Annotated in this window: 29 protein-coding genes, 2 tRNA genes and 2 pseudogenes; 6 read left to right on the top strand and 27 right to left on the bottom strand. The window is 58.9% G+C overall.

The window, feature by feature from the left end; genetic code table 11:
- Positions 1 to 1,685, bottom strand: a pseudogene (locus JCM25414_RS20985) (PqiB family protein).
- Complete coding sequence (locus JCM25414_RS15090; protein WP_025842188.1) at positions 1,682 to 3,157, bottom strand: paraquat-inducible protein A; 1,476 nt, start codon at positions 3,155 to 3,157, stop codon at positions 1,682 to 1,684. The pseudogene JCM25414_RS20985 and the gene JCM25414_RS15090 overlap by 4 nt, the downstream one beginning before the upstream one ends.
- A gap of 92 nt (positions 3,158 to 3,249) precedes the next feature.
- Here JCM25414_RS15090 and JCM25414_RS15085 point away from each other — a divergent pair.
- A tRNA-Thr gene (locus tag JCM25414_RS15085) sits at positions 3,250 to 3,324 on the top strand.
- Between the two features lie 13 nt (positions 3,325 to 3,337).
- Here JCM25414_RS15085 and JCM25414_RS15080 read toward each other — a convergent pair.
- The 4 genes from JCM25414_RS15080 to JCM25414_RS15070 form a co-directional block, all read right to left on the bottom strand.
- Positions 3,338 to 4,786: an APC family permease gene (locus JCM25414_RS15080; protein WP_025842187.1), complete on the bottom strand. Its 1,449-nt coding sequence runs from the start codon at positions 4,784 to 4,786 to the stop codon at positions 3,338 to 3,340.
- A 146-nt stretch (positions 4,787 to 4,932) separates the two neighbouring features.
- Complete coding sequence (locus tag JCM25414_RS25530) at positions 4,933 to 5,232, bottom strand: hypothetical protein (protein ID WP_242403635.1); 300 nt, start codon at positions 5,230 to 5,232, stop codon at positions 4,933 to 4,935.
- On the bottom strand, positions 5,223 to 5,834 hold the full coding sequence (locus tag JCM25414_RS25525; protein ID WP_242403634.1) for a hypothetical protein: 612 nt from the start codon (positions 5,832 to 5,834) through the stop codon (positions 5,223 to 5,225). The genes JCM25414_RS25530 and JCM25414_RS25525 overlap by 10 nt, the downstream gene beginning before the upstream one ends.
- Before the next feature lie 301 nt (positions 5,835 to 6,135).
- Positions 6,136 to 6,210 (bottom strand) — tRNA-Gly (locus JCM25414_RS15070).
- 194 nt (positions 6,211 to 6,404) lie between these two features.
- Between JCM25414_RS15070 and JCM25414_RS20975 the strand changes: the two are divergent.
- Positions 6,405 to 7,359: pseudogene (locus JCM25414_RS20975) on the top strand (tetratricopeptide repeat protein).
- A gap of 107 nt (positions 7,360 to 7,466) precedes the next feature.
- Complete coding sequence (locus JCM25414_RS15055) at positions 7,467 to 7,646, top strand: Trm112 family protein (protein WP_025842186.1); 180 nt, start codon at positions 7,467 to 7,469, stop codon at positions 7,644 to 7,646.
- Positions 7,647 to 7,680: 34 nt separating this feature from the next.
- Here JCM25414_RS15055 and JCM25414_RS26870 read toward each other — a convergent pair whose 3' ends face one another.
- From JCM25414_RS26870 to JCM25414_RS15045, 3 genes are read right to left on the bottom strand one after another with little or no spacing between them, the layout of a single operon-like run.
- Positions 7,681 to 8,067 carry a class I SAM-dependent methyltransferase gene (locus tag JCM25414_RS26870; RefSeq protein WP_369346103.1) on the bottom strand — a complete coding sequence of 129 codons (387 nt, stop codon included), beginning with the start codon at positions 8,065 to 8,067 and terminating at the stop codon, positions 7,681 to 7,683.
- A gap of 1 nt (position 8,068) precedes the next feature.
- Positions 8,069 to 8,425, bottom strand: coding sequence for a class I SAM-dependent methyltransferase (locus tag JCM25414_RS26865; RefSeq protein ID WP_369346102.1), 357 nt, complete (start codon positions 8,423 to 8,425; stop codon positions 8,069 to 8,071).
- Positions 8,418 to 8,702 carry a hypothetical protein gene (locus JCM25414_RS15045; RefSeq protein WP_148301141.1) on the bottom strand — a complete coding sequence of 95 codons (285 nt, stop codon included), beginning with the start codon at positions 8,700 to 8,702 and terminating at the stop codon, positions 8,418 to 8,420. The genes JCM25414_RS26865 and JCM25414_RS15045 overlap by 8 nt, the downstream gene beginning before the upstream one ends.
- A 120-nt stretch (positions 8,703 to 8,822) precedes the next feature.
- Between JCM25414_RS15045 and JCM25414_RS15040 the strand changes: the two genes are divergently transcribed.
- Positions 8,823 to 9,485, top strand: a complete 663-nt coding sequence (locus JCM25414_RS15040; protein ID WP_025842184.1) for a tyrosine-protein phosphatase — start codon at positions 8,823 to 8,825, stop codon at positions 9,483 to 9,485.
- Positions 9,486 to 9,529: 44 nt separating this feature from the next.
- On the opposite strand, the gene JCM25414_RS15035 is transcribed toward JCM25414_RS15040, so the two are convergent.
- From JCM25414_RS15035 to JCM25414_RS20960, 6 genes are all read right to left on the bottom strand, one after another.
- Complete coding sequence (locus tag JCM25414_RS15035; RefSeq protein WP_035443667.1) at positions 9,530 to 10,012, bottom strand: helix-turn-helix domain-containing protein; 483 nt, start codon at positions 10,010 to 10,012, stop codon at positions 9,530 to 9,532.
- Positions 10,013 to 10,075: 63 nt separating this feature from the next.
- Positions 10,076 to 10,468 carry a nitrilase-related carbon-nitrogen hydrolase gene (locus JCM25414_RS25520; protein ID WP_242403639.1) on the bottom strand — a complete coding sequence of 131 codons (393 nt, stop codon included), beginning with the start codon at positions 10,466 to 10,468 and terminating at the stop codon, positions 10,076 to 10,078.
- Positions 10,414 to 11,538 (bottom strand): apolipoprotein N-acyltransferase, encoded by a 1,125-nt coding sequence (locus JCM25414_RS20965; RefSeq protein WP_242403633.1) that lies wholly within the window; start codon positions 11,536 to 11,538, stop codon positions 10,414 to 10,416. The genes JCM25414_RS25520 and JCM25414_RS20965 overlap by 55 nt, the downstream gene beginning before the upstream one ends.
- A gap of 77 nt (positions 11,539 to 11,615) precedes the next feature.
- Positions 11,616 to 12,419: a GNAT family N-acetyltransferase gene (locus tag JCM25414_RS15025; RefSeq protein WP_035443666.1), complete on the bottom strand. Its 804-nt coding sequence runs from the start codon at positions 12,417 to 12,419 to the stop codon at positions 11,616 to 11,618.
- A gap of 94 nt (positions 12,420 to 12,513) precedes the next feature.
- The gene (locus JCM25414_RS15020) at positions 12,514 to 13,005 is read right to left on the bottom strand and encodes a Fur family transcriptional regulator (RefSeq protein WP_025842181.1); all 492 of its coding nucleotides are present in this window, start codon (positions 13,003 to 13,005) and stop codon (positions 12,514 to 12,516) included.
- A 66-nt stretch (positions 13,006 to 13,071) separates the two neighbouring features.
- Positions 13,072 to 13,470 carry a MucR family transcriptional regulator gene (locus JCM25414_RS20960; RefSeq protein WP_035443665.1) on the bottom strand — a complete coding sequence of 133 codons (399 nt, stop codon included), beginning with the start codon at positions 13,468 to 13,470 and terminating at the stop codon, positions 13,072 to 13,074.
- A 95-nt stretch (positions 13,471 to 13,565) separates the two neighbouring features.
- Between JCM25414_RS20960 and JCM25414_RS26860 the strand changes: the two genes are divergently transcribed.
- Positions 13,566 to 13,799 carry a sulfurtransferase TusA family protein gene (locus JCM25414_RS26860; RefSeq protein WP_081775966.1) on the top strand — a complete coding sequence of 78 codons (234 nt, stop codon included), beginning with the start codon at positions 13,566 to 13,568 and terminating at the stop codon, positions 13,797 to 13,799.
- Here JCM25414_RS26860 and JCM25414_RS25515 read toward each other — a convergent pair.
- From JCM25414_RS25515 to JCM25414_RS26855, 3 genes are all read right to left on the bottom strand, one after another.
- Positions 13,772 to 14,053, bottom strand: a complete 282-nt coding sequence (locus JCM25414_RS25515) for a GNAT family N-acetyltransferase (protein WP_242403632.1) — start codon at positions 14,051 to 14,053, stop codon at positions 13,772 to 13,774. The two genes, JCM25414_RS26860 and JCM25414_RS25515, sit on opposite strands and share 28 nt — an antisense overlap.
- A gap of 178 nt (positions 14,054 to 14,231) precedes the next feature.
- Positions 14,232 to 14,423 (bottom strand): hypothetical protein, encoded by a 192-nt coding sequence (locus JCM25414_RS23850; RefSeq protein ID WP_025842180.1) that lies wholly within the window; start codon positions 14,421 to 14,423, stop codon positions 14,232 to 14,234.
- Complete coding sequence (locus tag JCM25414_RS26855) at positions 14,420 to 14,671, bottom strand: hypothetical protein (RefSeq protein ID WP_369346106.1); 252 nt, start codon at positions 14,669 to 14,671, stop codon at positions 14,420 to 14,422. Before JCM25414_RS26855 ends, JCM25414_RS23850 begins: the two co-directional genes overlap by 4 nt.
- Here JCM25414_RS26855 and JCM25414_RS25510 point away from each other — a divergent pair.
- The gene (locus JCM25414_RS25510) at positions 14,561 to 14,860 is read left to right on the top strand and encodes a hypothetical protein (RefSeq protein ID WP_242403631.1); all 300 of its coding nucleotides are present in this window, start codon (positions 14,561 to 14,563) and stop codon (positions 14,858 to 14,860) included. The genes JCM25414_RS26855 and JCM25414_RS25510 overlap by 111 nt on opposite strands.
- A gap of 14 nt (positions 14,861 to 14,874) precedes the next feature.
- On the opposite strand, the gene JCM25414_RS14995 is transcribed toward JCM25414_RS25510, so the two are convergent.
- From JCM25414_RS14995 to JCM25414_RS14960, 9 genes are all read right to left on the bottom strand, one after another.
- Positions 14,875 to 15,468, bottom strand: coding sequence for a malonic semialdehyde reductase (locus JCM25414_RS14995; protein WP_035443664.1), 594 nt, complete (start codon positions 15,466 to 15,468; stop codon positions 14,875 to 14,877).
- Between the two features lie 28 nt (positions 15,469 to 15,496).
- Entirely contained in the window at positions 15,497 to 16,060 is a 564-nt protein-coding gene (locus JCM25414_RS14990; RefSeq protein ID WP_025842177.1) for a NifU family protein, read from the bottom strand.
- 74 nt (positions 16,061 to 16,134) lie between these two features.
- On the bottom strand, positions 16,135 to 17,496 hold the full coding sequence (locus JCM25414_RS14985; protein ID WP_025842176.1) for an ATP-binding protein: 1,362 nt from the start codon (positions 17,494 to 17,496) through the stop codon (positions 16,135 to 16,137).
- 6 nt (positions 17,497 to 17,502) lie between these two features.
- A complete protein-coding gene (locus JCM25414_RS14980; protein WP_025842175.1) occupies positions 17,503 to 18,267 on the bottom strand; it encodes a response regulator in 765 nt (254 codons plus the stop codon).
- 99 nt (positions 18,268 to 18,366) lie between these two features.
- Positions 18,367 to 19,008 (bottom strand): hypothetical protein, encoded by a 642-nt coding sequence (locus tag JCM25414_RS25505; protein WP_242403630.1) that lies wholly within the window; start codon positions 19,006 to 19,008, stop codon positions 18,367 to 18,369.
- A gap of 59 nt (positions 19,009 to 19,067) precedes the next feature.
- Positions 19,068 to 19,622 (bottom strand): hypothetical protein, encoded by a 555-nt coding sequence (locus tag JCM25414_RS25500; protein ID WP_242403629.1) that lies wholly within the window; start codon positions 19,620 to 19,622, stop codon positions 19,068 to 19,070.
- Positions 19,623 to 20,057 (bottom strand): ExbD/TolR family protein, encoded by a 435-nt coding sequence (locus tag JCM25414_RS14970; protein WP_025842174.1) that lies wholly within the window; start codon positions 20,055 to 20,057, stop codon positions 19,623 to 19,625.
- Positions 20,058 to 20,171: 114 nt separating this feature from the next.
- A complete protein-coding gene (locus JCM25414_RS14965) occupies positions 20,172 to 20,594 on the bottom strand; it encodes an ExbD/TolR family protein (protein ID WP_025842173.1) in 423 nt (140 codons plus the stop codon).
- Between the two features lie 2 nt (positions 20,595 to 20,596).
- Positions 20,597 to 21,409, bottom strand: an 813-nt coding sequence (locus JCM25414_RS14960; RefSeq protein WP_025842172.1) for a MotA/TolQ/ExbB proton channel family protein, incomplete at its 5' end; no start/stop codon positions are given.

Below are 21,409 nucleotides of genomic sequence, written 5' to 3'. Positions count from 1 at the left end.
TCAGTGGCGTCCCGTAATCAGTGCCGAAGGATGGTGGTTCAGATAGTCGGTCAGGAAGCGGATCGACCGTGCTGCCTGCCCTAGCTGGGTGATCATGGCCTGCAGATCGCGATGGAAATCGGTATCGCCACCATAGCTGGCCAGCACCACCTGCGCGTTCTTCAGCGTACCCTGAAGCGCATCGCTCATCTCGGGCAGCTTCTTGAGCAACGGCTTCATGCCTGATCGGCGTTCTGGGTCAGCTCGGAAATATGGCGCAGCGAGTCGCGCAGGGCGACGATGGACTGCTTCACTTCCGGGCTGGCGAGACGCTGATCGGCATGAGCCAGCAAATCGTTAAGATGCTCACCAATCTGGGTGAGCGGCATGGCAGCCACCTTGTCCATGGTCGTCGCAGCAGAGGCCATGATACCATCGAAACCGCCCGGCTGGCTTGGGATAATTGCGACATCATCCTCATAAGTCAGGTTCTCGGGCTTGGCATTCTTCACGAATTGCAGGCCGATCATCGATTCGCCCGTCAGGAAGCTGGCACTTTCAACCGAGGCACGCATGCCCCTGTTGACAAAAGCCTGCAGCAGCCTGTGCTGAGAGTCGCGCGAACTCTCTTCAGAGTTCAGCACGCGCTCCGGTTCCAGCTCCATTTCCACGCGCACGCGTGCCGTTGCGTCTTTCTCGTTCACCTTGAGCGAGACATCGGTCACACTGCCCACCTGAATACCGAACATGCTGACCGTCGCGCCAGCGGTGAGGCCCTTGACCGAGCTGTCGATATAGGTCGCCGCCTTAACCCTCTGATGATAGCGCGCGTTATCGGCTTCGGCCTGACTGCCATAGAGCCTGAAAACAGAGTTGGCAGGAGCCTGAGGCGCGTCGACCTTGAGCCGACGCGTCGGCAGACCGAACGCGACGCCACCGGAAAGCAGTGCCTGAAGCGAGGTCAATTGGACCTTGAGGCCGCCAGCGCCGAGCCCGACCTGCACGCCTGAGACATTCCAGAAACGCGTATCGGTGCGCAGATAATGATCGTAAGGCGATTTGACGAAAACCTGGACCATGATCGGGCCTTCGCCGCCCGGCGGCATGGTATAACCCAGCACCTCACCCACGGACATGTCGCGGAAGAAGACAGGTGCCCCTTCACCGATCGACCCAAGTGTGGGTGTCACCAGCATGAAGGTCGAGCCAGGCTGGTCGGAACGCACGCCGGGCGCCGCTTCGAGCCCCGTAAAGTTGCTCTCGTAGCGGCCGCCCTTTTCACCCGGATCAATGGCGATATAGGCACCCGAAAGCAGGGTTTCGAGCCCCGTGATGCTGGCACCGTTGATGCGCGGACGTACCACCCAGAAGCGCGTGTGATCGGTCAGAATGTCTTCAGTGTCGCCATTCATGCGCACATGAACGATGACGCGACGCATATCCGGGGTCAGGCTGATATCCTGCACCGTCCCTAGCGTCACAGCCTTGTTCTTGACCTGGGTTTGCCCCGCCGTCAGGCCAGAGGCCGTGTCGAAGGTAATGGTGATGTCCGGCCCGCGATTAGCGAAACTTCTCCACGCCAGCCAGCCGGCGATCACGATCGCAAGGATCGGTATCAGCCAGATGACCGAGAAGCGTGTCTTTCTGATCCCGGCCTTTTGGGGCGCGGATGAGTTCTGACGGGATTGATCGTTTTGGTCGCTCACGCGCGCTCAGGCTCCATATCGTGAGGAGGAAATGAAGTGCCGCCCTCGGAGATCCCTCCCAGGTCGAAATTTTGTGTTGCCTCGTCGGGAGCCGGAACCGGACCGTTTTCCCCTGCGGCGTCCCACATGCTGCGTGGGTCGAAGCTATGCACCGCGAATATCGTCACGATAACGACGATCGTAAAGAAAACCACACCGGGATCGGCGAGAACATTGGCGAGAAAGTTAAAATGCACGATCGCAACCAGAATTGAGATCATGAAAACATCGATCATCGACCAGCGCCCGATCAGATCGATCAGACGGTAGAGTTTGGTCAGACGGCGCAAGCCCCTTTTCTGCTTGCGCCAGGTGCCGATCACCATAGCGGCCAGAGACACAATCTTGAGTACCGGAACCGTGATGGAGGCGAACAGCACCAGCAGCGCAAGCGGAATCAAATCGGACTGCCAAAGCTCGATCACACCATGGATAATCGTGCTCGTATCGGCCTGACCCATCTTCGTATAGGTCATGACCGGCAGAAGGTTAGCCGGGATGTAGCAGATGATCCCTGCCAGAAGCAGGGCCGCCGCATTGGTCAGGCTGTTCGATTTGCGTCGACGCAAGATCTGGTGGCAGCGTGGGCAGTCGCCCATATCGCCCTCGCGGGGCACTTCATGATCGAAGGCCATGACCAGCCCGCAGGAATGGCAGGAGAGCATATGCTGCAATGGGGGCATCGACTCATCAGTGGCGGTCAGATGCTCGACCGGCAGAATGCGCCCTTTGCCGTCTTCCATCTCCTCGCGGATATCGCGATTATGCCAGATACGCTCGACATCGAGGGTAGAGTCGGTGGCCGCCATGGTGATCATGAGCGCGGCAATCAGAAACACACCCGCCTGCAAATCGACGATCGCAAGATCGATCAGCTTCGTGTAGGCGACGAACACACCGAGGATATACACCTCGATCATCGACCATTCGCGCAGCCTGTCATACCAGGAGAGCAGTCGCGGCGCCCAATCCGGCAGATGCCGTCTGCTGGCGCCAATAAGGATGGCCCCCATCAGCGCAATCACGATGCCGGGCATGATAAGGGTGGTCAGCCCGACGATAAAGCCGATCTCGCCGAAACCTTCGCGCCCGAGCTCGATCGGCCCTGTCAGAATCGTAACCGTATTTACGCGACCATGCACGTTGATGGTCAGCAACTGGGTGATGAGCAGGGCCAGATAGAGCGCGGCCGAAGCAAGGCAGAAGGCTGTAGGGGCCGCAATGGGCGCCGTGTGCCTGCGCCTGGCAAGCTGGGCATCGCAACGCGTGCAGAACGCCACCTGCCCACGCTTCAAACGCGGCACCGTCTGGAAAAGCCCGCAGAACGGACACTCGCGCAGCCCTTCCACGACCTTGAGAGTCGGGGATGGCGTCACAGAAGAAGTCATCGTGACGGCGTTGCGCCACAGACGCTTATGGAAGCGATCAGACATGAAGCATAGTGTAGCGAACGATTCCGTTGAGAGATAGGTGTTTGCCCTGTTGCAGTCCCGAGCAGTCTCGGCTATAGCACCGCGCCAAGGACGCCGACATAGCTCAGGGGTAGAGCAACTGATTCGTAATCAGTAGGTCCTCGGTTCAATTCCGAGTGTCGGCACCACTTTCCCCTCGCTTCATTGCGCTTTCTGGAACGCCTTGGCGGTTTTACGTCCGAGCACCCAGCCTGCGACACAATATAACGCCAGAAATCCAAGCGGGATCCAGTCGCCTCTCAGGCTTTGTGCGACGAGATCGCTCAACACCGTCGTGAGATTGATCAAACAGGTCAGAATCGCCAGCACCGGCACGATCCCGATCCAGAAAGACCCGACGCGCATGCCGGGCAAAGGCACGCGAAAACGTGCCGGAACACGGGTCGCATCGCCACGCAGCTTCATGACGGCGAGCGCAATCACCACGAAACCAATCATGGTGCCGATGCTGACCAGATCGGCGAGCAGTGCGATCGGCAATAATGCTGCTGTGAGGGCTGTCAGGGCCGTTGTCAGCACGATAGCCGGCACGGGCGCGCCGCTTTCGGGGGCAACCCGGCTGAAACGCTCGCTGATCAGCCCGTCATGCGCCAGGATATGGCAAAGGCGCGACTGGCCATAAAGGCTTACAAACAAAACAGAGCCAAGGCCGACGACCGAGCCGAACTGGAGCACGAACCCGAGAGACGGCATGGCCAGAGCCTGCACGGCGAGGGCGACCGGGCTTGCGACATCAAGCGCACGAAACGGCACCAGCCCCGTCATGACCAGCGAGACCATGACATAGAGCACGGCACTGATCGCCAGCGCCCCGATCAGCCCAAAAGGCACATCGCGCCCCGGATTACGGGCCTCGGAGGCCGCAATCGAGATCGAGTCGAAGCCTAGATAGGCGAAGGACACCACCGCGACCGCACGCAGGAGGCCGGCCAGACCGAAGTGAAACCCACCTTCCGATTCAGGGAGAAACGGGTGCCACAGTGCGGGCCTGACATGGCTCCACCCCACCGAGACAAACACGATCAGGACAGCCAGTTTTAGCAGCACGAAGGCGCCATTCGCTCGGCTCGCCTGACGGATACCTCTCGTGAGAATCAGACCCAGTACGAGAACAAGCGCGAGCGAGACCGCATTGATCTGGCCAGCGAGATGAAATCCGCCCTCACGCCAGATCACCGTCGAGTTCGCGATGGCCCCAGGCAGCGCAATGCCGCAGGAGGCGAGTAGCCCGGCAAGATAGCCGGTCAGACCGACGGATACGGCCGAGCCGGCCAGCGCATATTCCAGCACGAGCATCCAAGCGACCCACCATGCCGGACCGACACCCAGAATCGAGCGTGCATAACCATAGGCGCCCCCCATGGCACCGGGCAGGGCCGAGGCAAGCTCGGCGTAACACAGACCGATGAAACCACAGCTTATCGCAGCAAGAACGAAAGAAAGAGAGACGGCAGGGCCGGCATAATGGGCCGCCGCGATACCGGGCAGAACATAGATCCCGGCGCCAACCACACTGCCGATACCCATCATCAACAGGCTGAACGGCCCGAGCTGGCGATGCAGGGTGCGAGACTGGCCTTCAGCCGCCATGGTGCCGTTTTCCTCAGGAGCTAGAATGAAAGGAAGCGTGACGCGCTCCCTTTCACAAGGCAAGCCCTGAAGGCAGGTTAACCGGCGCTAGGCGCCCTTAGAACATCATGTTAACGGCGATCTGTGGCGCGACGGTCAGGTTCGTATTATGGCCCGCAAAAAAAAGTCGAGGCGCCAGCAATCACACCAAAGCGCGGCGACCAGCTATATTCGAGAGCCGGGGCCACCATCCAGTCCCCTGAGGAGGCACCCACACGGTCAATCCGGCGTCCGTCACGATAGGAGCCCCAGACACGCGACCCGTTGGACCAGTCACGTACCATATCGACCGCCAATACTAGGCGCTGATTGAACCCGAATTCGAGTGAGAACCCGGTCTGCCCGTTCATACCGGGGCGCCCGCGTCCGACAAACCCTTTCGTCGTGCCATAGCTCGTCATGTCCACGAGTTGCGCCGAGCTGACCGCACGCCGGAACGTGCCCCACATGCGCAGGCGCAGCGTATAGTCATGAGCCAGTTCGTAGGTCGATTGCTCGACCAGCGCCGTGCGGAAAACATAGGCACCGTTACCCACACCGTCCTGACTGCGGCCAAGTTGGAGTAATCGCCCGTCGGCATGAGCATACCGACGAAAAGACTCATGACCGGGATATAACGTTTGGGATCCGGGTCGAGGAAACGCCACAGGAAATCAACCGGCATGTCGCCGAATTTCAGGCCACTCGTATTGCCGTCATGTTTCTTCCAGCCATAGCTTATGGCCGGAAAAATCTGGATGCTGATGTGATCGGTCAGACCGTATTTGACCATGGTCGAGTTACTGACGGTTCTCTGACCGCCATCCATCGGCGCACTCGCCCCGTTGGCGCCCAGATAATCAACTGCCTGATTATAGGTGAGGTAGGGTTCGATGCCGAGTACACCCGCTTTGAACTGCGGACCAGACGGCGAAATGAGCGAACCAGTATACCATTGCTCGCGTTTAGGTTGCGGCTCGTCATCAGAGGCGCGTGCCGTAATCGTCATACAAAATACGTACGCGATCACGAACAAGAGAGGCAATCCAGAACGGACTGGACGGCTTATTTCTGAAAAAGAAGATTTTTGTCTCAAATTTTCGCCGTGCTGTTCTTTTGTTTCTCAGCATCGGTTTAATTTCTTATTTTCTGAACGCAACCTTTCCTCTAACGGAAATTCCTGCGCGAAGAGACAGGTTCGTTAGCAGGCAAGGACTTCACAGCAGAACTCTCACGTCAAAGTGAGAAAGTAATGACTACAGTCCAAGCAGAAAATTCAGATTTTTATTTGGATTTCGGAAGAAACGCTCCAGACAATGCAAAGTCTTGTCTGGAGCGGGCGATGGGATTCGAACCCACGACCCCAACCTTGGCAAGGTTGTGCTCTACCCCTGAGCTACGCCCGCGTTCCGTTGGACGGGTTAATATTGCCTGGAGCGATGGGGCGCAAGAGGGTTTTTTCGAAAAACTCGTTTTTTTTCACTTTCTCCGAGGCTTATCCTATCGGGCTTGCTTCCGAAGGGCTTCAGAACAATCTTGTAGCCAAGCTTATCGGACGGCGGCGCCCTTCACCGGCGCTGCCCTGAAACAGAGAGATTCCATGGATTACATCATCGGGCAGAACCCTCCCCAACCACAGAGTGCGCCGGGCGCGCCAAAGAATGCTGGCGCCATGATCGTCGATGCCGACCAGCGCAGCTTCATGCCGGAAGTGCTGGAAGCGAGCCGCGAGCTGCCGGTACTGGTCGATTTCTGGGCGCCTGGTGCGGTCCGTGCAAACAGCTCACGCCCATCCTCGAGCGCGCTGTCACGGCAGCCGGTGGTCGTGTCAAGCTGGTCAAGGTGGATGTCGAGGCCAACGCCGCGCTCGCCGCACAGCTCGGGCAGATTGGCCTGCCCATCCAGTCGATACCCCTGGTCGCCGCTTTCTATAAGGGCCAGATTCTCGACATCATGCAGGGCGCTCAGCCCGAGAGCGAAGTACGTCGCTTTATCGAGCAGATCCTGAAGGCGAGCGGGGCCACCATGCCCAGCGCCGATCTGCTCGCCGCCGCCAATGCGGCATTGCAGGACGGCGAAGCAGCAGAAGCGGCCAGTCTCTATGCGTCACTGCTGGAAATGGAGCCAGAGAACCCCGAAGGCTGGGGAGGCATGATCCGTGCCCTGATCGCTCTCGATGACGATGAAGGCGCCGATGAAGCCTGAGTCAGGTGCCGCCCAAGCTGGCCGAGCACCCCAGCGTCTCCGGTGCCCGCTCTGCTCTGGCTCTCCACAAGGAAAGCCGTCAGGCTGCCTCGGCTCTGGATGGGCTTCGCGCCGAATGTGCCGCCGCGCCTGATGACCTCGCCCTGCGCTTTCGTCTTGCCGGTGCGCTGAACGGCGCGGGTGACAAGGCAGAAGCTGCCGACACATTGCTGTCGATCCTGCGCCAAGACCGTGAATGGAATGAAGGGGCCGCCAAGGCCGAGCTGTTGCGCTTCTTTGAAGCCTGGGGAAACAGCGACCCGGCAACGCTTCCGGCCCGTCGCAAGCTCTCCGCCCTGCTCTTTTCCTGAGCAGCGCACGACTCTATCAAACAAGGACCTACGTCCGAGCGTGGCGTCGCGTCTGTTGACCCGGCACTGCACCCGTTCGGCCTCCCATATAGTTCAGGATCAAGTCTATGGCTCAGGACCTCGACCCCCGCCTTCTCTCCATGCTGGTCTGCCCGGTCACCAAGGAAGCGCTGGTTTATGACCGCAATGCACAGGAACTCGTCAGCAAGGGTGCCGGACTGGCTTACCCCGTGCGCGACGGCATTCCTGTGATGCTGCCAGAAGAGGCACGTCGCATTTCAGACTGACAGACAGCTTTGCAGGCGCGGCCCCGAAAAGGGGTCAGCGCAGGACGAAAAGGGCTGTGTCCAACGTGAAACTGCCGTCTTCGTCCATTTCCAAAGCCTTCCTTACGGCCGGGCTGGTCGCGCGCTGCTGGGAGAGAATGGCCTGCTGATGGAGGGCTGGCGTCTTCGTACGCGCCACCCAGGACGCGAAATCGAGACGTAACCGCATGCTGGTAACGGCTTCGACCTCGAAACCGGCGGCTGCAAGCAGGCGGCGCCACTCTGAGACCTTGTAATTACGCATATGGGACGGATCGCGCAGCGTTTCGATCGTTTGTAATACGGAATCGGCCATCGCGTTTTCCGGGGCAACCGTGTCGACCAGAATTCCCATCCCACCACGGCGCAACACCCGTCGCCATTCCTTCAGTCCGGTTTCCACATCAGCAGTGATGCGCGCTGAAACGACTCAGGACGGCACCGAAGGACGCATCGGCAAAAGGCAGGCTCTCGGCAAAGCCGCAAACCGGGCTCACCTGAGCGAGACCACGCCTGTATGCCTCTTCCTGAACCGCGCGCGCCATGCTCGCTGTCGGATCACACGCCACAACCCGATCAACATAAGACGCAACAGCGTAGCTGACATGCCCGCCACCGCAGCCGAGATCGAGAACGACGTCCACCCCGGCGCTTTTCACAAGCGCGGCCATATGGTCGAGATCGGCGCCCGCAGCATGAACTGCGCTTTGCACGTAATCGCGTGCCCGCGGGTCGTATTGTCCGGTCACAAACTCACTCATGCCCCGCATCCTTCTTGCCGTAAGATACTTCAGCGTCAGGCACCGCGTATTGCGGCTTGACCTCGCTGGTGACCGTCTCCGTCGCAAGGCCGGGTAGCATGGGTGGCCCCGACTGCCCGTCCATGCCCGGAATAGCGATGGGAAGAGAGGCATAGGCACGCGCCATACGGTCGCGATGAAGCGGGCGGCCTGGCGGATGGCCGGGCGGACCGTTGACGGCAAGATCGGGCTTGGGCGGGCCAAACGTCTCTGCCGCGCAGCCGGTAAGAACCGTCATCAAGAAGAGAAGCGAAAGGGCACGCATGGAACGAGTTGTATCAACCTCGCCCACGCGCGGCAATTGACGGATGGGCGCCGCTGCGGCAGGCAAGGCAGATTGTCTCAAGGAGAGTTTTTCGTGTTCGATGGATCGCTTGCCTCACCCCGTGGCCGCCGCAAGGCGTGGATCGACAGTCTGTTTGTCGATCATGCGATCTTTCGCCTGCCCTGGACAAATCTGGCGACTGTGGTGCCGGGAAAGGTCTATCGCTGCAACCACCCCACACCGGCACGGCTCGCACGGCTGAAGCGCCGCCTGGGGCTGCACACGCTGGTCAATCTGCGCGGTCATCGTCGCTGCGGCTCAGACGCCCTCTCGCGCAATGCCGCGCAGACACTTGGTCTCGCTCATGTCGACATGGCCTTCGAAAGTCGCGGCGCCCCACATCGCGATCGCATATTGCGCTTTGCCGGTCTTTACAAATCCATCGACATGCCAATGCTGATGCATTGCAAATCCGGGGCCGATCGGGCCGGTCTGGCGTCAGCACTGGTCATTCTGTTCGAGGGAGGCAGTGCGGCGCAGGCCCTCAGGCAGCTTCACTGGCGCTTCGGCCATTTCAATCGCGCCCGTACCGGCATTCTGGATGCGTTCGTGTTACGCTATCAGAGCCAGGCGGAGGGCCGTGTTCCTTTTCTGCATTGGGTCGAGCATGAATATGACGAGGGCCAACTCAAGAAGGATTTCGTAGCAGGCAAGCTAGCGTCTTTCCTGACCGATCAGGTTTTGCGCCGGGAGTAAGGATGACGCCAGATGGGACTATGGACCATCGTATTTTGATCGATCTATTTAGAAGCCCCCATGCTTTTGACCAGATTGACAAGTTGACGTCTGACGCGCTCGTCAGAGATGCGTTGAAATGCGCGCAGGAGTTCGATCGAGGCCTCATCAAGAATAAAGTCAGCTCCGTCGTTCCTCGGATGTGGGGCATCATGCACCGCGTGGCCAGCCTTGCTGCTGAAACTGGGCGGAACCTCAGAAAAGCCAGGCGCGAGGCTCGCGCACTGTCCAGACTCATTGTTGCCAGTCAGATCATCGAAAAAAAATCCGATAGGGACGTTCAGCACACGAGACATCTCATAAAGTCTGCTGGCCCCGACCTTGTTGGCCCCCCTCTCGTATTTCTGCACCTGCTGGAATGTCAGTCCAAGCGCAACGCCAAGCTTTTCCTGAGACATTCCCAGTAAAGTCCGGCGCAACCGAATGCGCGCTCCCACAAGGGCGTCTATCGGGCCAGCAGCCGAAGCGCTTTTCGTGGTATTACTCATGCACAAGGACTCATATTGGGGTTAATCACAAGCGCCAATCGCAGTGAGTTAACGTTTTATTATCTATTTTCGATAGCGCCCAAGGAAAACAGCCAGAACAACCCCAAATGCACACAGAATTATTGGCAGGCTCCTTCCGTAACGAGAAAAAATGGTCGGCAGTTGAGGCGAGGGCAAGGCAATGACAAGACTATCTGCCCGCCCCCAAGGCAATCGGCCCAGTTCATGTCCCGAGCCATCAAAAGCAGCCGTGATGCCCATATTTGCCGCCTGAGCGACAGGCAGACCTTCTTCCACAGCGCGCATTCTGGCCGTCGCAAGATGCTGTCGCGGGCCGGCACTATTTCCAAACCAGGCATCATTGGTGACGTTGGCCAGCCAGTTCGGACGGGTAGCCCCGATCACATGCCCTGAAAAAATGATCTCGTAACAGACCATCGGCCGACTGCGCCCAATGCCGGGAGAGACCAGGTTGCGAGTCCTTTTCCAGGCGTCAACTGATCGGGCAGCAAATTGAACGGGATATGACGCGGCTGATATTCGCCAAAGGGGACGAGCGTTGCCTTATCGTAGACTGCTTCGATCTGACCGCTTTCATCCAGCGCCATGATGCTGTTGTAAAAACGGTTTTCGGTATCGCGCCTGTCCGAACCGATCATACCCCAGGCACCATCACCCGCCTGAGCAATGAGGCGACGCGCAGCCTCATCTTCATCCAGAAGACCGGGAAAGCCCGATTCCGGCCAGAGATAGACGACGTTGCGGTCGACAGCGCTAGTGCGCGCCTTGGCAACCCCCTCGCTCGTGAGACGCAGATAGAGCCTGAAAGCGTTCATCGCTCCGGAACGGGAGAGAATATCGCGTTCCTGAAGATTGCCCTGCAGCAAAGCCACCACAGGATTGGTAACCGGCAACAGGCTTGGATGAGCGAGTCTATACCAGCCTGCGCCGATCCAGACAGCGAAAAACCCTGCCAGAAAGACACGGGCCTTGCGACCGTGCCACACCAGAAGACCGGCTAGAACGGCTAGAAAGGTCAGGCCGTCGACACCGATGAATGCAGCGGGCTGAATCAGAATGTCGCCCAGCACACCTGGCAGCTCGAACACACTGCCAGTCGGGTTCCAGGGAAACCCCGTGAAGATGAAGACACGCGCCATGTCGGCCAGCGTCCAGAGCGCCGCCAGCAGGATCATTCTCGGCAGACCTGAAGGCACCAGACGGCAGAGCAGAACCGGCGCCACGACGAGCGGCGCCAGAATCAACGCACATCCGGGTGCCGCAATCGGCACAGCCCACCAGAACTCGTGGGCACGAGTCAGGATGGCGTTCGTTAGCCAAGAAAGCGCGAGAGTGTGATAGCCAAGGCCGAAAAAGAAGGCGTGAAGCGCCAGTTGGCGCGCGCTAGAAGCGTCCTGTGTGCAACGATAAAGATAGAGGAGCCCCAGTGCCAGCGACGGCAGAAAAAAGAGGGGCGGTAGCGCCAGGGCTGAAAATGCCCCGACGAAAAGGTCAGCCAGAATCATTTTCCCGGTGGAAAATGGAAGCCGGCTCGGCGGGAAGGGAGAATTCCAGAGCCGGAAAGTCACTGTGTTCTCCTGGTTTATTCGAGAGCGTCCCTCAGACGGCGCTCATAGTGGCGGTAATATTTATCCGCCAGAAGCTCGCTTTTGACGAGCACGGCAACATCCGTCGTGTTGAATTGTTCATCCACCACAGCGCCGTCGCCGATAAATCCGCCCAGACGCAGATAGCCCTTGATGAGGGGCGGCAGTTTGGAGAGGCATTTCCGATGATCAAGCAGATGCGGGTCGCTGCGCTGCATATCGACATACCGGTCGGGTAAGGCACGGATGCGCAGAGCCGGAGGGGCCAGATGGTTATGGTAAAGATAGGTCAGCTCGTCCGCCATGGTTTCCGGATTGATTCCGGGCAGGCTGGCGCAGCCGAACAACACATCGATCCGGTGCAGGAAGATATAGGACGCAATCCCCCGCCAGAGCAGCTGCATGGCAGAGCGACCACGATAACGCTGATCGACGCAGGAGCGACCCACTTCCAGCAGGCGACCGGGAAACTCGGTCAGCGGCGAAATATCATACTCGCTGGACGTGTAATAGCGCCCGAGAAGTGCTGCCTTGTCGCTTGTCAGCAAACGGTAAGTGCCCACGACTCCTTCAGCACCGGAAGAGACAGCGTGGTCGATGACGAGAAGATGGTCAGCCACCTCGTCGAAATCGTCGATATCGCGCTTCAGTCGTGCGGTGCGCTCATCGGCGCGCGCGCCCATCTCTTCAAAGAAGACGCGGTAGCGCAAAGCTTGAGCGGCTTCACGCTCGGCATCAGTTGTCGCGATTCTGACACCAAGTTGACCACCTCGCAGTTCAGGAAAGGCATCCCGCGCCAAATCGAGTGTGGAAAGAGACTGGCTGGACGCCCCAGGCTCTCGCCATCTGTCACCAGAAGACGAAACATCTCGGCATGCGAAGGTTTGGCGTTCATCAGTCTTGACCTGTCGGCTCGCCCGCTTTCTGCGGCAGACGACGCCCAAAAAGTTCGAGACGATGAGAAACAAGATCGAAGCCAAGGCGACGCGCAAGCGTCTCCATCAGGGCGGCATGTTCCTCATCTTCAAATTCCACGACGTGACCGGTATCGACGTCGATGAGATGATAATGATGCTGATGGCCAGGCTCACTGGCCTCATAACGTGCACGACCGCCACCGAAATCACGCCGCTCGAGAATACCCTTCTCCTCGAGCAACCTGACGGTGCGGTAAACAGTGGCAATCGAGATGCGACTGTCGAGTTGCGACGCACGGCGGTACAGCTCCTCGACATCCGGATGGTCCTCAGCCTCTGACAGGACGCGCGCGATTACGCGACGCTGCCCTGTCATTTTCAGGCCACGTTCGATGCACAATTGACCGATGCGCGACTCATCCTGAGCCCGCCCGCTGCGCTTTGCGTCAGCTTTCGCTTCAGATACCATGAAATAGGGCGTAGCCGAAAAACTGGCCCTTTGCCAACGTTAAGTAGAGGACAAAGGGTCGCTTTCTCACCGCCTGTGGCCCAGGCCGATCTTGCGGGCGAGATTCGAGCGATGGCTGGCATAATTGGGCGCCACCATCGGATATTCGGGGGGCAGATCCCAGCGCTCGCGATATTGCTGCGGTGTCATGTCGTAAACCGTCTGCAAATGGCGACGCAGCAATTTCAGCTTTTTGCCATCCTCAAGACAGATGATGTAGTCAGGGAAGACTGACTTCTTGGGTGGGACTGCCGGGGTTGGCTTGACAGTCTCGGGCTTGGTATGCGCGACAGTCGAAAGCGTCTGATGTACGGTGCGGATGAGGTTTGGTAGATCCTGACCTGCAATCTCGTTGTGAGTCACATATGCAGAAATAATCTGTGTAGTAAGCTTTTGAAGGGTCAAGTTATCCGGCTCATCGGACATGTGAATTCTCCCCAAAGAACATATTTTTGGGAAGATATACTGATTGATAAGACGAATTCAAGAAAATACAGCACTATTCGCAAAGTTTAAATATTATGGTCACAAAAATTATAGACATTCGAGACAAGACCTGCCCCATGACGACGGTTCACGTCCGACTTGCGCTGGACAAAAGCAGCTATGGCGAAGCTTTGATAATTATTTTGCGCGGTGAAGAAACACGACGGAATGTAGAAATTCTTCTCAGAACACTTGGACAACAATGCGATTGCCAGCCTCTTGGCGAAAGCGCGACTTCCGATTACCGTATAACGCTTGTCAAATCATAGCGCAGCACTGATGCGTCACTTCCATCGGCGTAATATGTCTTTCGCCGACCACAAAGGGTGAAGCCCTGCTTCAGATAGAGCGCGATCGCCGCTTTATTCCTGACTGATACCTCGAGGAAAAGCGTGGTGACGCCGAGCTTCCTGAGTGCTGTATAGCCTGTATCGAGCAGGCTCGATGCAAGGTTTTGCCTTCGATATTGAGCGTTGACACCCAGAGTCAGAATTTCGGCTTCGTCGAGGCTATGTCGCAGCATGAGCAACCCAGCCGGAGTTTCACCGACGAGAGCAATCCAGCTAGGGTGCCAGGGGTCGTAAGCAAACCCGAAAAAGCCTCTTCACCCCAACGCTCGCCTTCATCAAAGCAGCTGTAATGCAGCCGAGCAAGCAGTGACGCGTGAGGAGGACCACCAGAAATGCAGACCGCATTACCGGTCACGAAAGCGGTGCTGGCCGCAACCCTTGAGCGGGCGGCTTTGCCTCTGGCGCATCGATATAAAAAGGCTGCAAGGGGCCGCTGGCAGACACGCGCGAACCCGCAGCGAAAATCAGAGCAACACCAGGCTGCGCCTCGTCGATATGCAAGAAGCCCGTCCCCTCAAGCAGAGACACCCCATTCCCGATCACGCGGCTATCCGGCGGCAAGACCAGCTCAGCCGGGGCGCCAGCCAGAATGTGCCGTCTGGGAACTCGACAAAGACCCGGTTCCGCCTTGCCTGTGTCACACAGACACTCTCTGACCAAGCAGGGTTGGCTCTGAAGCATTGTCCGGTCGTCACCCCATGCAGGGTCGCCCCGAAGCCAAAGGCCAGACCGTCAGCAAGAGCCAGACTGGCCCGAAGCCCGGTAAAAGAGCCTGGCCCGGTAACCGCTATAATGCGATCAGGGCCGCTCTGCCAGCCAAGCCTGCGAAACAGGGCCTGACAGGTTGCGGCAAGGGATGCAGTCGCACCAATACCCTCCAGACGCTCGTGAGCAACACACTCATCGTCCAGAAAGGCCGCTACGTCTCCGCACGAGCCGGCGCCAAGGGTAGCGCCGTTCAGCACCAGACTGAGCATTGAACCCTCTGCCTGCATCAGAGGACGAGACAGCTCTCATCGAAACCCAGACGCATGGCGCGCTCGGGCAGTGTCTGGGCATCGGGATAGCCCAGGCCCGCGATAAAATTGATACGCCACCCTGTGTCGGCGAGAAAAATTTCCTCGACGGCGTAGGAATCGAACCCTGAAAACGGCGCCACAGACAGGCCGAGGGCGCGCGCTGCCATAATCATATAGCCGCCCTGAAGGGAGCCGTTGCGAAAGGCGGTCTCTTCCGACAGGCCGACATCGGCAGCAAACCAGTTGCGCAGATCGGGTTCACGGCTCAGTCGCGGGAGATGTTCAAAAAAAAGCGGATCGTGACAGACCAGCGCGACAACAGGTGCCTTGAGGCAAAGATCAATATTGCCGGCGGAGAGAGCGGGTTTGAGACGCTCCTTCATGTCTTCAGAGGTCAGGAAGACGAAACGTGCCGGACAGGTATTGCCTGAAGTCGGTCCGAGCTTGAGCAGGTCATAGAGCGCGACAAGTGTTTCACGCTCTACAGCCAGCCCGGACCAGCCACGCGGCGAGCGCGCATGGCGGAAGAGTTGACCAAGTGAAGTCTCATCCAGGGGGGCCGTCGGCAAGGTCTCTGGATGGCTCTCACTCACGTCTTCAATCCTCAACCTGTTCGACAGCAACCACTTCAGGCACGTAGTGGCGCAACATGTTCTCGACACCGTGTTTGAGCGTCGCACGCGAAGAAGGGCAGCCCGCACAGGCACCCTGCATCGTCAGGCGCACGACGCCGTCACGGTAACCCCTGAATACGATATCACCCCCGTCTCCCGCAACGGCAGGCCGGACACGTGTATCGAGCAATTCGCGGATCTGGGCGACAACAGCCTCATCTTCCGGCGCAATCGCGTCTTCCTGGGTCTCGGCAGCGGCTTCGAGGCAGGGCGCACCCGATTCGAAATGGCTGGTGATCGCGGCGAGAAGAAGCGGCTTGAGTGTGTTCCAGCTGAATTCGTCTGCCTTGGTGACGGAGATGAAGTCGGCGCCGAGGAAGACGCCGCTCACGCCAGTGACATCGAAAAGGGTCGTTGCAAGGGGAGAACGCCCTTCTGCCGCCTTGGCCTCGGCAAAATCGGCCGTTCCGCGATGGCCGGTCACGGCACGACCAGGCAGGAACTTCAAGGTGGCGGGGTTGGGTGTATCCTCGGTCTCGATGAACATGACGACTCTCAATTCGCAGTTATCGCTGTGAGATGTGCCATCAATCGCGACTACGCAAGTCCCTTATCCCGAATTCAGACCTTTGCTGCGCCAAGTGGCAAGGTGATCTGAACGCAGAGCCCTCGACCCGGCACATTATGCAGATCGACCTTGCCCCGGGCACGGCCCACTTCGCGGGTGACAATGGCGAGACCTAGCCCCATGCCGCCCGTCGCACGCGAGCGCGATCCTTCGACGCGATAAAAGGCCGAAAGTACTTTTTCGAGCTCGGCCTCAGGAATGCCAGGACCATCATCGATCACAGAGATCAAGGCTGCCTGACCGGCAGTCTCCAATGTGACATGTGCATCACCGCCGTAATTGCAGGCATTATCGATGAGATTGGCAAAGACACGCTTGATGGCAAGCGGTCTCACCCAGGCCTGGCACCGATCTGGGCCGGTATAACTCGTTTCTCGGCCGCGATCGCTCTGTGAATCGAGCAACGTGTTGAGAATCGCAACCAGATCGACCTGCTTGATCGGCTCAGGGTCGAGATCGCCTGCCAGGTAAGCGAGAACGCCCGTTACCATGGCCTCCATCTCATCAATATCGGCCTCGATCGCTGTCTGGGTCTCCTCGTCGTCCATGAACCCGGCGCGCAGGCGTAGACGCGCCAGAGGTGTGCGCAGATCATGTGAGACCGCAGCCAGAATCTCAGTACGGTCATTAATCAGCCGACGAATACGATGCTGCATTTTGTTAATGGCGTTCGCTAGCCCACGCACCTCACGTGGGCCACGTTCGTCAACCATCGTCCACTGCATGTCGTCGGACTTCGCAATGCTGTCAGCCACCTGCGCCAAAGCACGTAGCGGCGTGCTGAGCGAGCGAACGATCATCGCTGCTGCAATCGCCACGGCGCCTGCCGTGATCGCCGCAGACGCGAGACCACCAGTCATGTGACGGTGCTTCAGAATGCCTGGCACGTTAAACACGAGACGGCTGCCGTCAGCGAGTTGCAATGTGCCGTGAATACTCGAGGAGTCAGCACGATCAGCCCAGACGCGAATGTCTGCCCGTGCCAGATCGCGATCATTGCCAATCAGGGCCTCTTCGACGTGACGCAACCGATGGGGCTGATCGAGCTCGAAAGGTTGATTGGCGGATCGCCAGGCCACACTGATCCCGTTATCGGACAGGAGCGCCCCAAGCAGGCCACGTTGACTGATCGGGGTTGTACGCAACACCCTGAGATCGGTACTCAGCTCCTCTGCAAGCTGGGTAATGCGGCTGTCGTCGTCGATATAGGTTTCAGCTTCTTCGTAAAAGAATGCGCTGGCCACGAAGACAAGAACAACTGCCGCCAGCAGCACGACGCTGACACGTCCCACAAGCCCGACAGGCCAGAGACGAATGATGCGGGGCGTGCTGCCCCCTCCCAGGGCGAAAGGCATAAATCCTCAGACGCGCTCGACTTCTGCGACGAAGATGTAGCCGAGACCACGCACTGTGCGAATCAGGGAGTCGGCATCGGCACCCAGCTTGCGGCGCAAGCGGCTGACCAGAACGTCGATGCTGCGATCGGAGACGTCGCCCAGACGGGTGCGCGACAGTTCGAGCAGACGATCGCGAGCGATGACACGTTGCGGGTTGTCAAGGAAGCTGATGAGAAGATCATGCTCAGCGCCCGAGATATCGACGACTGCCCCGGATGGGTCGGTCAGTTCGCGACGGCGCAGATCGAGCTTCCACCCGGCGAACAGAATGGTCTCCTTGCGGGAGACCTCGGTCGGGGCCGCGCCCTGACCACGGCGAAGCACGGCGCGTACGCGAGCCAGAAGCTCGCGCTGGCCAAAAGGCTTGGCCACGTAGTCATCGGCACCGATTTCCAGACCAAGGACGCGATCACGCTCCTCGCCGCGTGCAGAGACCATGATGATGGGGGTCTGGGCGAGGGGCGATTCACCGGGGTGATTCGTACCCTGACCGTTACGGATGGCGCGGCAGAGTTCAATGCCACTGGTCTTGGGAAGCATCACGTCCATAACGAGAAGGTCGACGGGACCGACCGCAAGGGCGTCCCACATCTCATCTCCGGAAGCCACGCTGCGAACCCGGAAACCGTCGCCCTGAAGGGCGCGCTGGATGAGGGTTCGCATGCCGGGATCGTCTTCAACGATAAGGATACGAGCCGGCAGGTCAGGCGCTGGAGGTACTGTCGTCATTATCCCATCGATCATGCTGTGGTAAACGAGATTTGATACAATCTATGTCTGACACAACGCAAGAACAACAGTGGGTAGCGCGTTTGAACGCGCTTTACCTCACTTTGATGGTTTCGTTACAAGTAGCGTCCAAAGCTGGGCCAGGTCCTGCGATCCATGGTCGCCGTGAACGTCGGCAAATGTCTTGATGGCGTCATCCTTGCGACCGCCATCCATCTGCGCCATGCCGTATTCCAGCTTGGCACCCTCAGGCGCTGCGGGGTTTTTCGTCAGGCCTTCACGCATCAATGCGAGGCCTGCGTCGACCTGACCATTCAGAACCAGGTTGTAGCCTGCGGTAAGCGACGGCGCGGCATTCGGCATCTTGCGAGCAGCGGCGACATCTGCTGCGAGGCTTGCCTTGGTTTCCGCAACGCGCTTGACGACCATCGCCTTCAGACGGGCCTCACGAGCGGCACCGGCATCTTTTCCGAGGGCACCAGAGGCGTAAGCCTGATCCATCAGATTCAGTCCAAGCTGCGGGAGACCGGACTGAACAGCGCGCTCGACCATGTCCATGTAGTCTGACGGGTCCTTCAGCACGCCGGTGGCCATACGCAGGCGTTCAAGATTGAACTGTAGCGCATCCGGCATCTGTGGATCTGCCGCGAGATTGTGGATCAGCATCGCCCAGTAATCGGGCTTGGAATAATACTTTGCCAGAAGCACATAGGCATGCGTCTCGTTCGGCGCATCCTTCATCTGGTGGTAGCAGGTCGCGAGGAACTGGAGCTGGTTCTCACTCGGGACGCGCTTTGCCTTTATCTCGGCATTGATCTGGTCCTGCTGAACGCGGGCGGCGTTCTTATAGTCCTGTTGCAGGTAATAGGCCTGGACCAGAAGAGCTGCATCTGCGCGTTCGGACCGGCAAGCTTCAGATAACGCTCGATAGCCGGAACGGCATGGGCGTAATCCTTGGCATTATAAGCCATGGTCGCATTGGCCATGAGCATCTGCTGCTTGGCGGCAGCAGGCGTGCGCGACGAGGCGATCAGGACGTCATAAGCCTTGGACGCCGCTGCAACATCACCCGAAGACGCCGCAACAGCTGCGCGCATCTGGGCGATGGTATATTTCTCGTAATCGGTTTTCCCCGCGACGGCATCGGCCGCATCCACAGCCGCCATGGCCTTGGCATAGTTTTTCGCGCCGAGAGCCGATTGCGCGTCCTGAAGCGGCTTGCCGACCTTGGCGCTCAGCTGGTCTTCAGCCTGCGCGGCAGGAACCAGCAAGGCACCAGTGACTGGCACGAAAGAGGAAACCGCCAGAAGCGAGCTGGCTGCAAGGAGGGCGCGAGAACAACGGGGAAAACGCACTTACTGTCCTTCCATGAACTGGTCTTGTCCGACGATGCCGAGCTTGTTGACACCAAGACGCTGAGCGTCGGCGAGTACGTGGGCTACGGTCTTGTAATCGGCAAGACGATTCGGGTGAATATGCATTTCAGGCTGATCGGGCTGGTTGGCCGCATCCATGAAATGAGCCTGGAGATCGGCCTCGGAAGAAATGGGGGTGCCATTCCAGCTGATCGAATTGTCGAAATCGATCGCAACCGTGACGACCTTGGGCTCTTCCGTGCTCGGCGGCGGATTGCCCTGCGGCAGGTCCAGCGCGACCGAATGGGTCTGGAGCGGGATGGTGATGATCAGCATGATGAGCAGCACGAGCATGACGTCAATCAGGGGCGTCGTGTTGATATCGACGATGCCCTCGTCTTCATGCGTGCTGTCGGATCCGACGCTCATGGCCATGAGAGAACTCTCCAACAGGCGGAAAACCGGCAGAGGCCGGATTCTGGAAAAAACGGAGCTGGAAGGCCCCGCCCTGAGAGCGTGGCCTTCCTGAAGCTGGGGTCCTGACCGAAATCAGGAGTGAGGCTGCTCGGTGATGAAATCGATGCGATAGATGCCAGCTTCCTGACACGTTGCAACGATCTTGCCGACAGCTTCGTACCGTGCCTTGCCGTCGCCCCGGATCTGAATCTGGGGCTGTGGCTTGATGACTGCGACCTTCTCGAGACGATCGAGCAGATCCTGATGACCACGCAGAGGAATTTCGTTCCAGTACGCCTGACCATTCGCCGTGACCGCCAGGACGACATTGCCTGGCTTGGTCTGGGTCGGCTGGTTGGCGTCGCGCGGCAGCTGCACCTTCACGGAATGCGTCGCAACCGGGATGGTGATCAGGAAGATGATGAGAAGAACAAGCATCACGTCGACGAGCGGCGTCGTGTTGATCGCCGAGACGACTTCGTCTTCTTCACCACCCCCACCGACGTTCATTGCCATGATCAGGCAACTCGCGAGCTGGTGGTCGTGGTCGTCGGGCTGTGGTCACCACTCGTCGTCGGCGTGACGCCGTGACGGAAGCCACCCAGCAGGACGGACTGAACGTCGGCGGCGAAGTTGCGCACGCGGTCCATGGCGCCCTTGTTGCGACGAACGAGCAGGTTGTAGCCCAGCACGGCCGGAACGGCGGTGGCAAGACCGATAGCTGTCATGATGAGCGACTCACCGACCGGGCCGGCAACCTTGTCGATCGAAGCCTGGCCTGCAATGCCGATGGCGGTCAGGGCGTGATAGATACCCCAGACGGTGCCGAACAGACCGACGAACGGCGAAGTCGAACCCACGGTGCCGAGGAAGGCAAGGCCGCCCTGCAGACGCGTGTTGATGGTGTCGACCGAACGCTGAACGGACATGGCGGTCCAGCTATGCAGATCGATGGCGTCGCGCATCGAGCCTTCATGATGCTCGGCAGCAACGATACCGGTCTCGGCAATGTAGCGGAACGGCGAGGCCGGCTTCAGGGCAGCAGCGCCTTCCTGAACGGTCGGCTTGGTCCAGAATTCGCGAGCGGCTTCCTTGGAGGCACCAAACACCTTGGACTGCTCAAGGAACTTCGTGACCATGATGATCCACGTACCAGCAGACATGATCACCATGATGATCAGAACACTGCGGGAAATCACGTCGCCACCGTTCCACAGAGCACCCAGACCGTACGGGTTTTCCTGGGATTTCGGGGCTGCCGTGTCAGCGGATGCCTCGGGGGCCGGAGCAGCCGCGTCAGGAGCCGGGGCAGCAGGAGCAGCAGCGTCGGG

It is taken from the genome of Asaia platycodi JCM 25414 (assembly GCF_000614545.1).
Taxonomy (GTDB): domain Bacteria; phylum Pseudomonadota; class Alphaproteobacteria; order Acetobacterales; family Acetobacteraceae; genus Asaia; species Asaia platycodi.
Note: the sequence above shows the minus strand (reverse complement) of the source record. Positions and strands in the feature narration are given on the sequence as shown.

Coding starts and splice junctions, on each gene's coding strand:
- JCM25414_RS26860 (WP_081775966.1), top strand. CDS start 13,566: ATGGTCACAAAAATTATAGACATTCGAGACAAGACCTGCCCCATGACG.
- JCM25414_RS14965 (WP_025842173.1), bottom strand. CDS start 20,594: ATGGCAATGAACGTCGGTGGGGGTGGTGAAGAAGACGAAGTCGTCTCG.
- JCM25414_RS15055 (WP_025842186.1), top strand. CDS start 7,467: ATGGCTCAGGACCTCGACCCCCGCCTTCTCTCCATGCTGGTCTGCCCG.
- JCM25414_RS25515 (WP_242403632.1), bottom strand. CDS start 14,053: ATGCTGCGACATAGCCTCGACGAAGCCGAAATTCTGACTCTGGGTGTC.
- JCM25414_RS15035 (WP_035443667.1), bottom strand. CDS start 10,012: ATGAGTAATACCACGAAAAGCGCTTCGGCTGCTGGCCCGATAGACGCC.
- JCM25414_RS26865 (WP_369346102.1), bottom strand. CDS start 8,425: ATGAGTGAGTTTGTGACCGGACAATACGACCCGCGGGCACGCGATTAC.
- JCM25414_RS14980 (WP_025842175.1), bottom strand. CDS start 18,267: ATGACGACAGTACCTCCAGCGCCTGACCTGCCGGCTCGTATCCTTATC.
- JCM25414_RS14990 (WP_025842177.1), bottom strand. CDS start 16,060: ATGTTCATCGAGACCGAGGATACACCCAACCCCGCCACCTTGAAGTTC.
- JCM25414_RS20960 (WP_035443665.1), bottom strand. CDS start 13,470: ATGTCCGATGAGCCGGATAACTTGACCCTTCAAAAGCTTACTACACAG.
- JCM25414_RS15080 (WP_025842187.1), bottom strand. CDS start 4,786: ATGGCGGCTGAAGGCCAGTCTCGCACCCTGCATCGCCAGCTCGGGCCG.
- JCM25414_RS20965 (WP_242403633.1), bottom strand. CDS start 11,538: ATGATTCTGGCTGACCTTTTCGTCGGGGCATTTTCAGCCCTGGCGCTA.
- JCM25414_RS15090 (WP_025842188.1), bottom strand. CDS start 3,157: ATGTCTGATCGCTTCCATAAGCGTCTGTGGCGCAACGCCGTCACGATG.
- JCM25414_RS15045 (WP_148301141.1), bottom strand. CDS start 8,702: ATGACGGTTCTTACCGGCTGCGCGGCAGAGACGTTTGGCCCGCCCAAG.
- JCM25414_RS25505 (WP_242403630.1), bottom strand. CDS start 19,008: ATGAAGGATGCGCCGAACGAGACGCATGCCTATGTGCTTCTGGCAAAG.
- JCM25414_RS14970 (WP_025842174.1), bottom strand. CDS start 20,057: ATGGCCATGAGCGTCGGATCCGACAGCACGCATGAAGACGAGGGCATC.
- JCM25414_RS14985 (WP_025842176.1), bottom strand. CDS start 17,496: ATGCCTTTCGCCCTGGGAGGGGGCAGCACGCCCCGCATCATTCGTCTC.
- JCM25414_RS15020 (WP_025842181.1), bottom strand. CDS start 13,005: ATGGTATCTGAAGCGAAAGCTGACGCAAAGCGCAGCGGGCGGGCTCAG.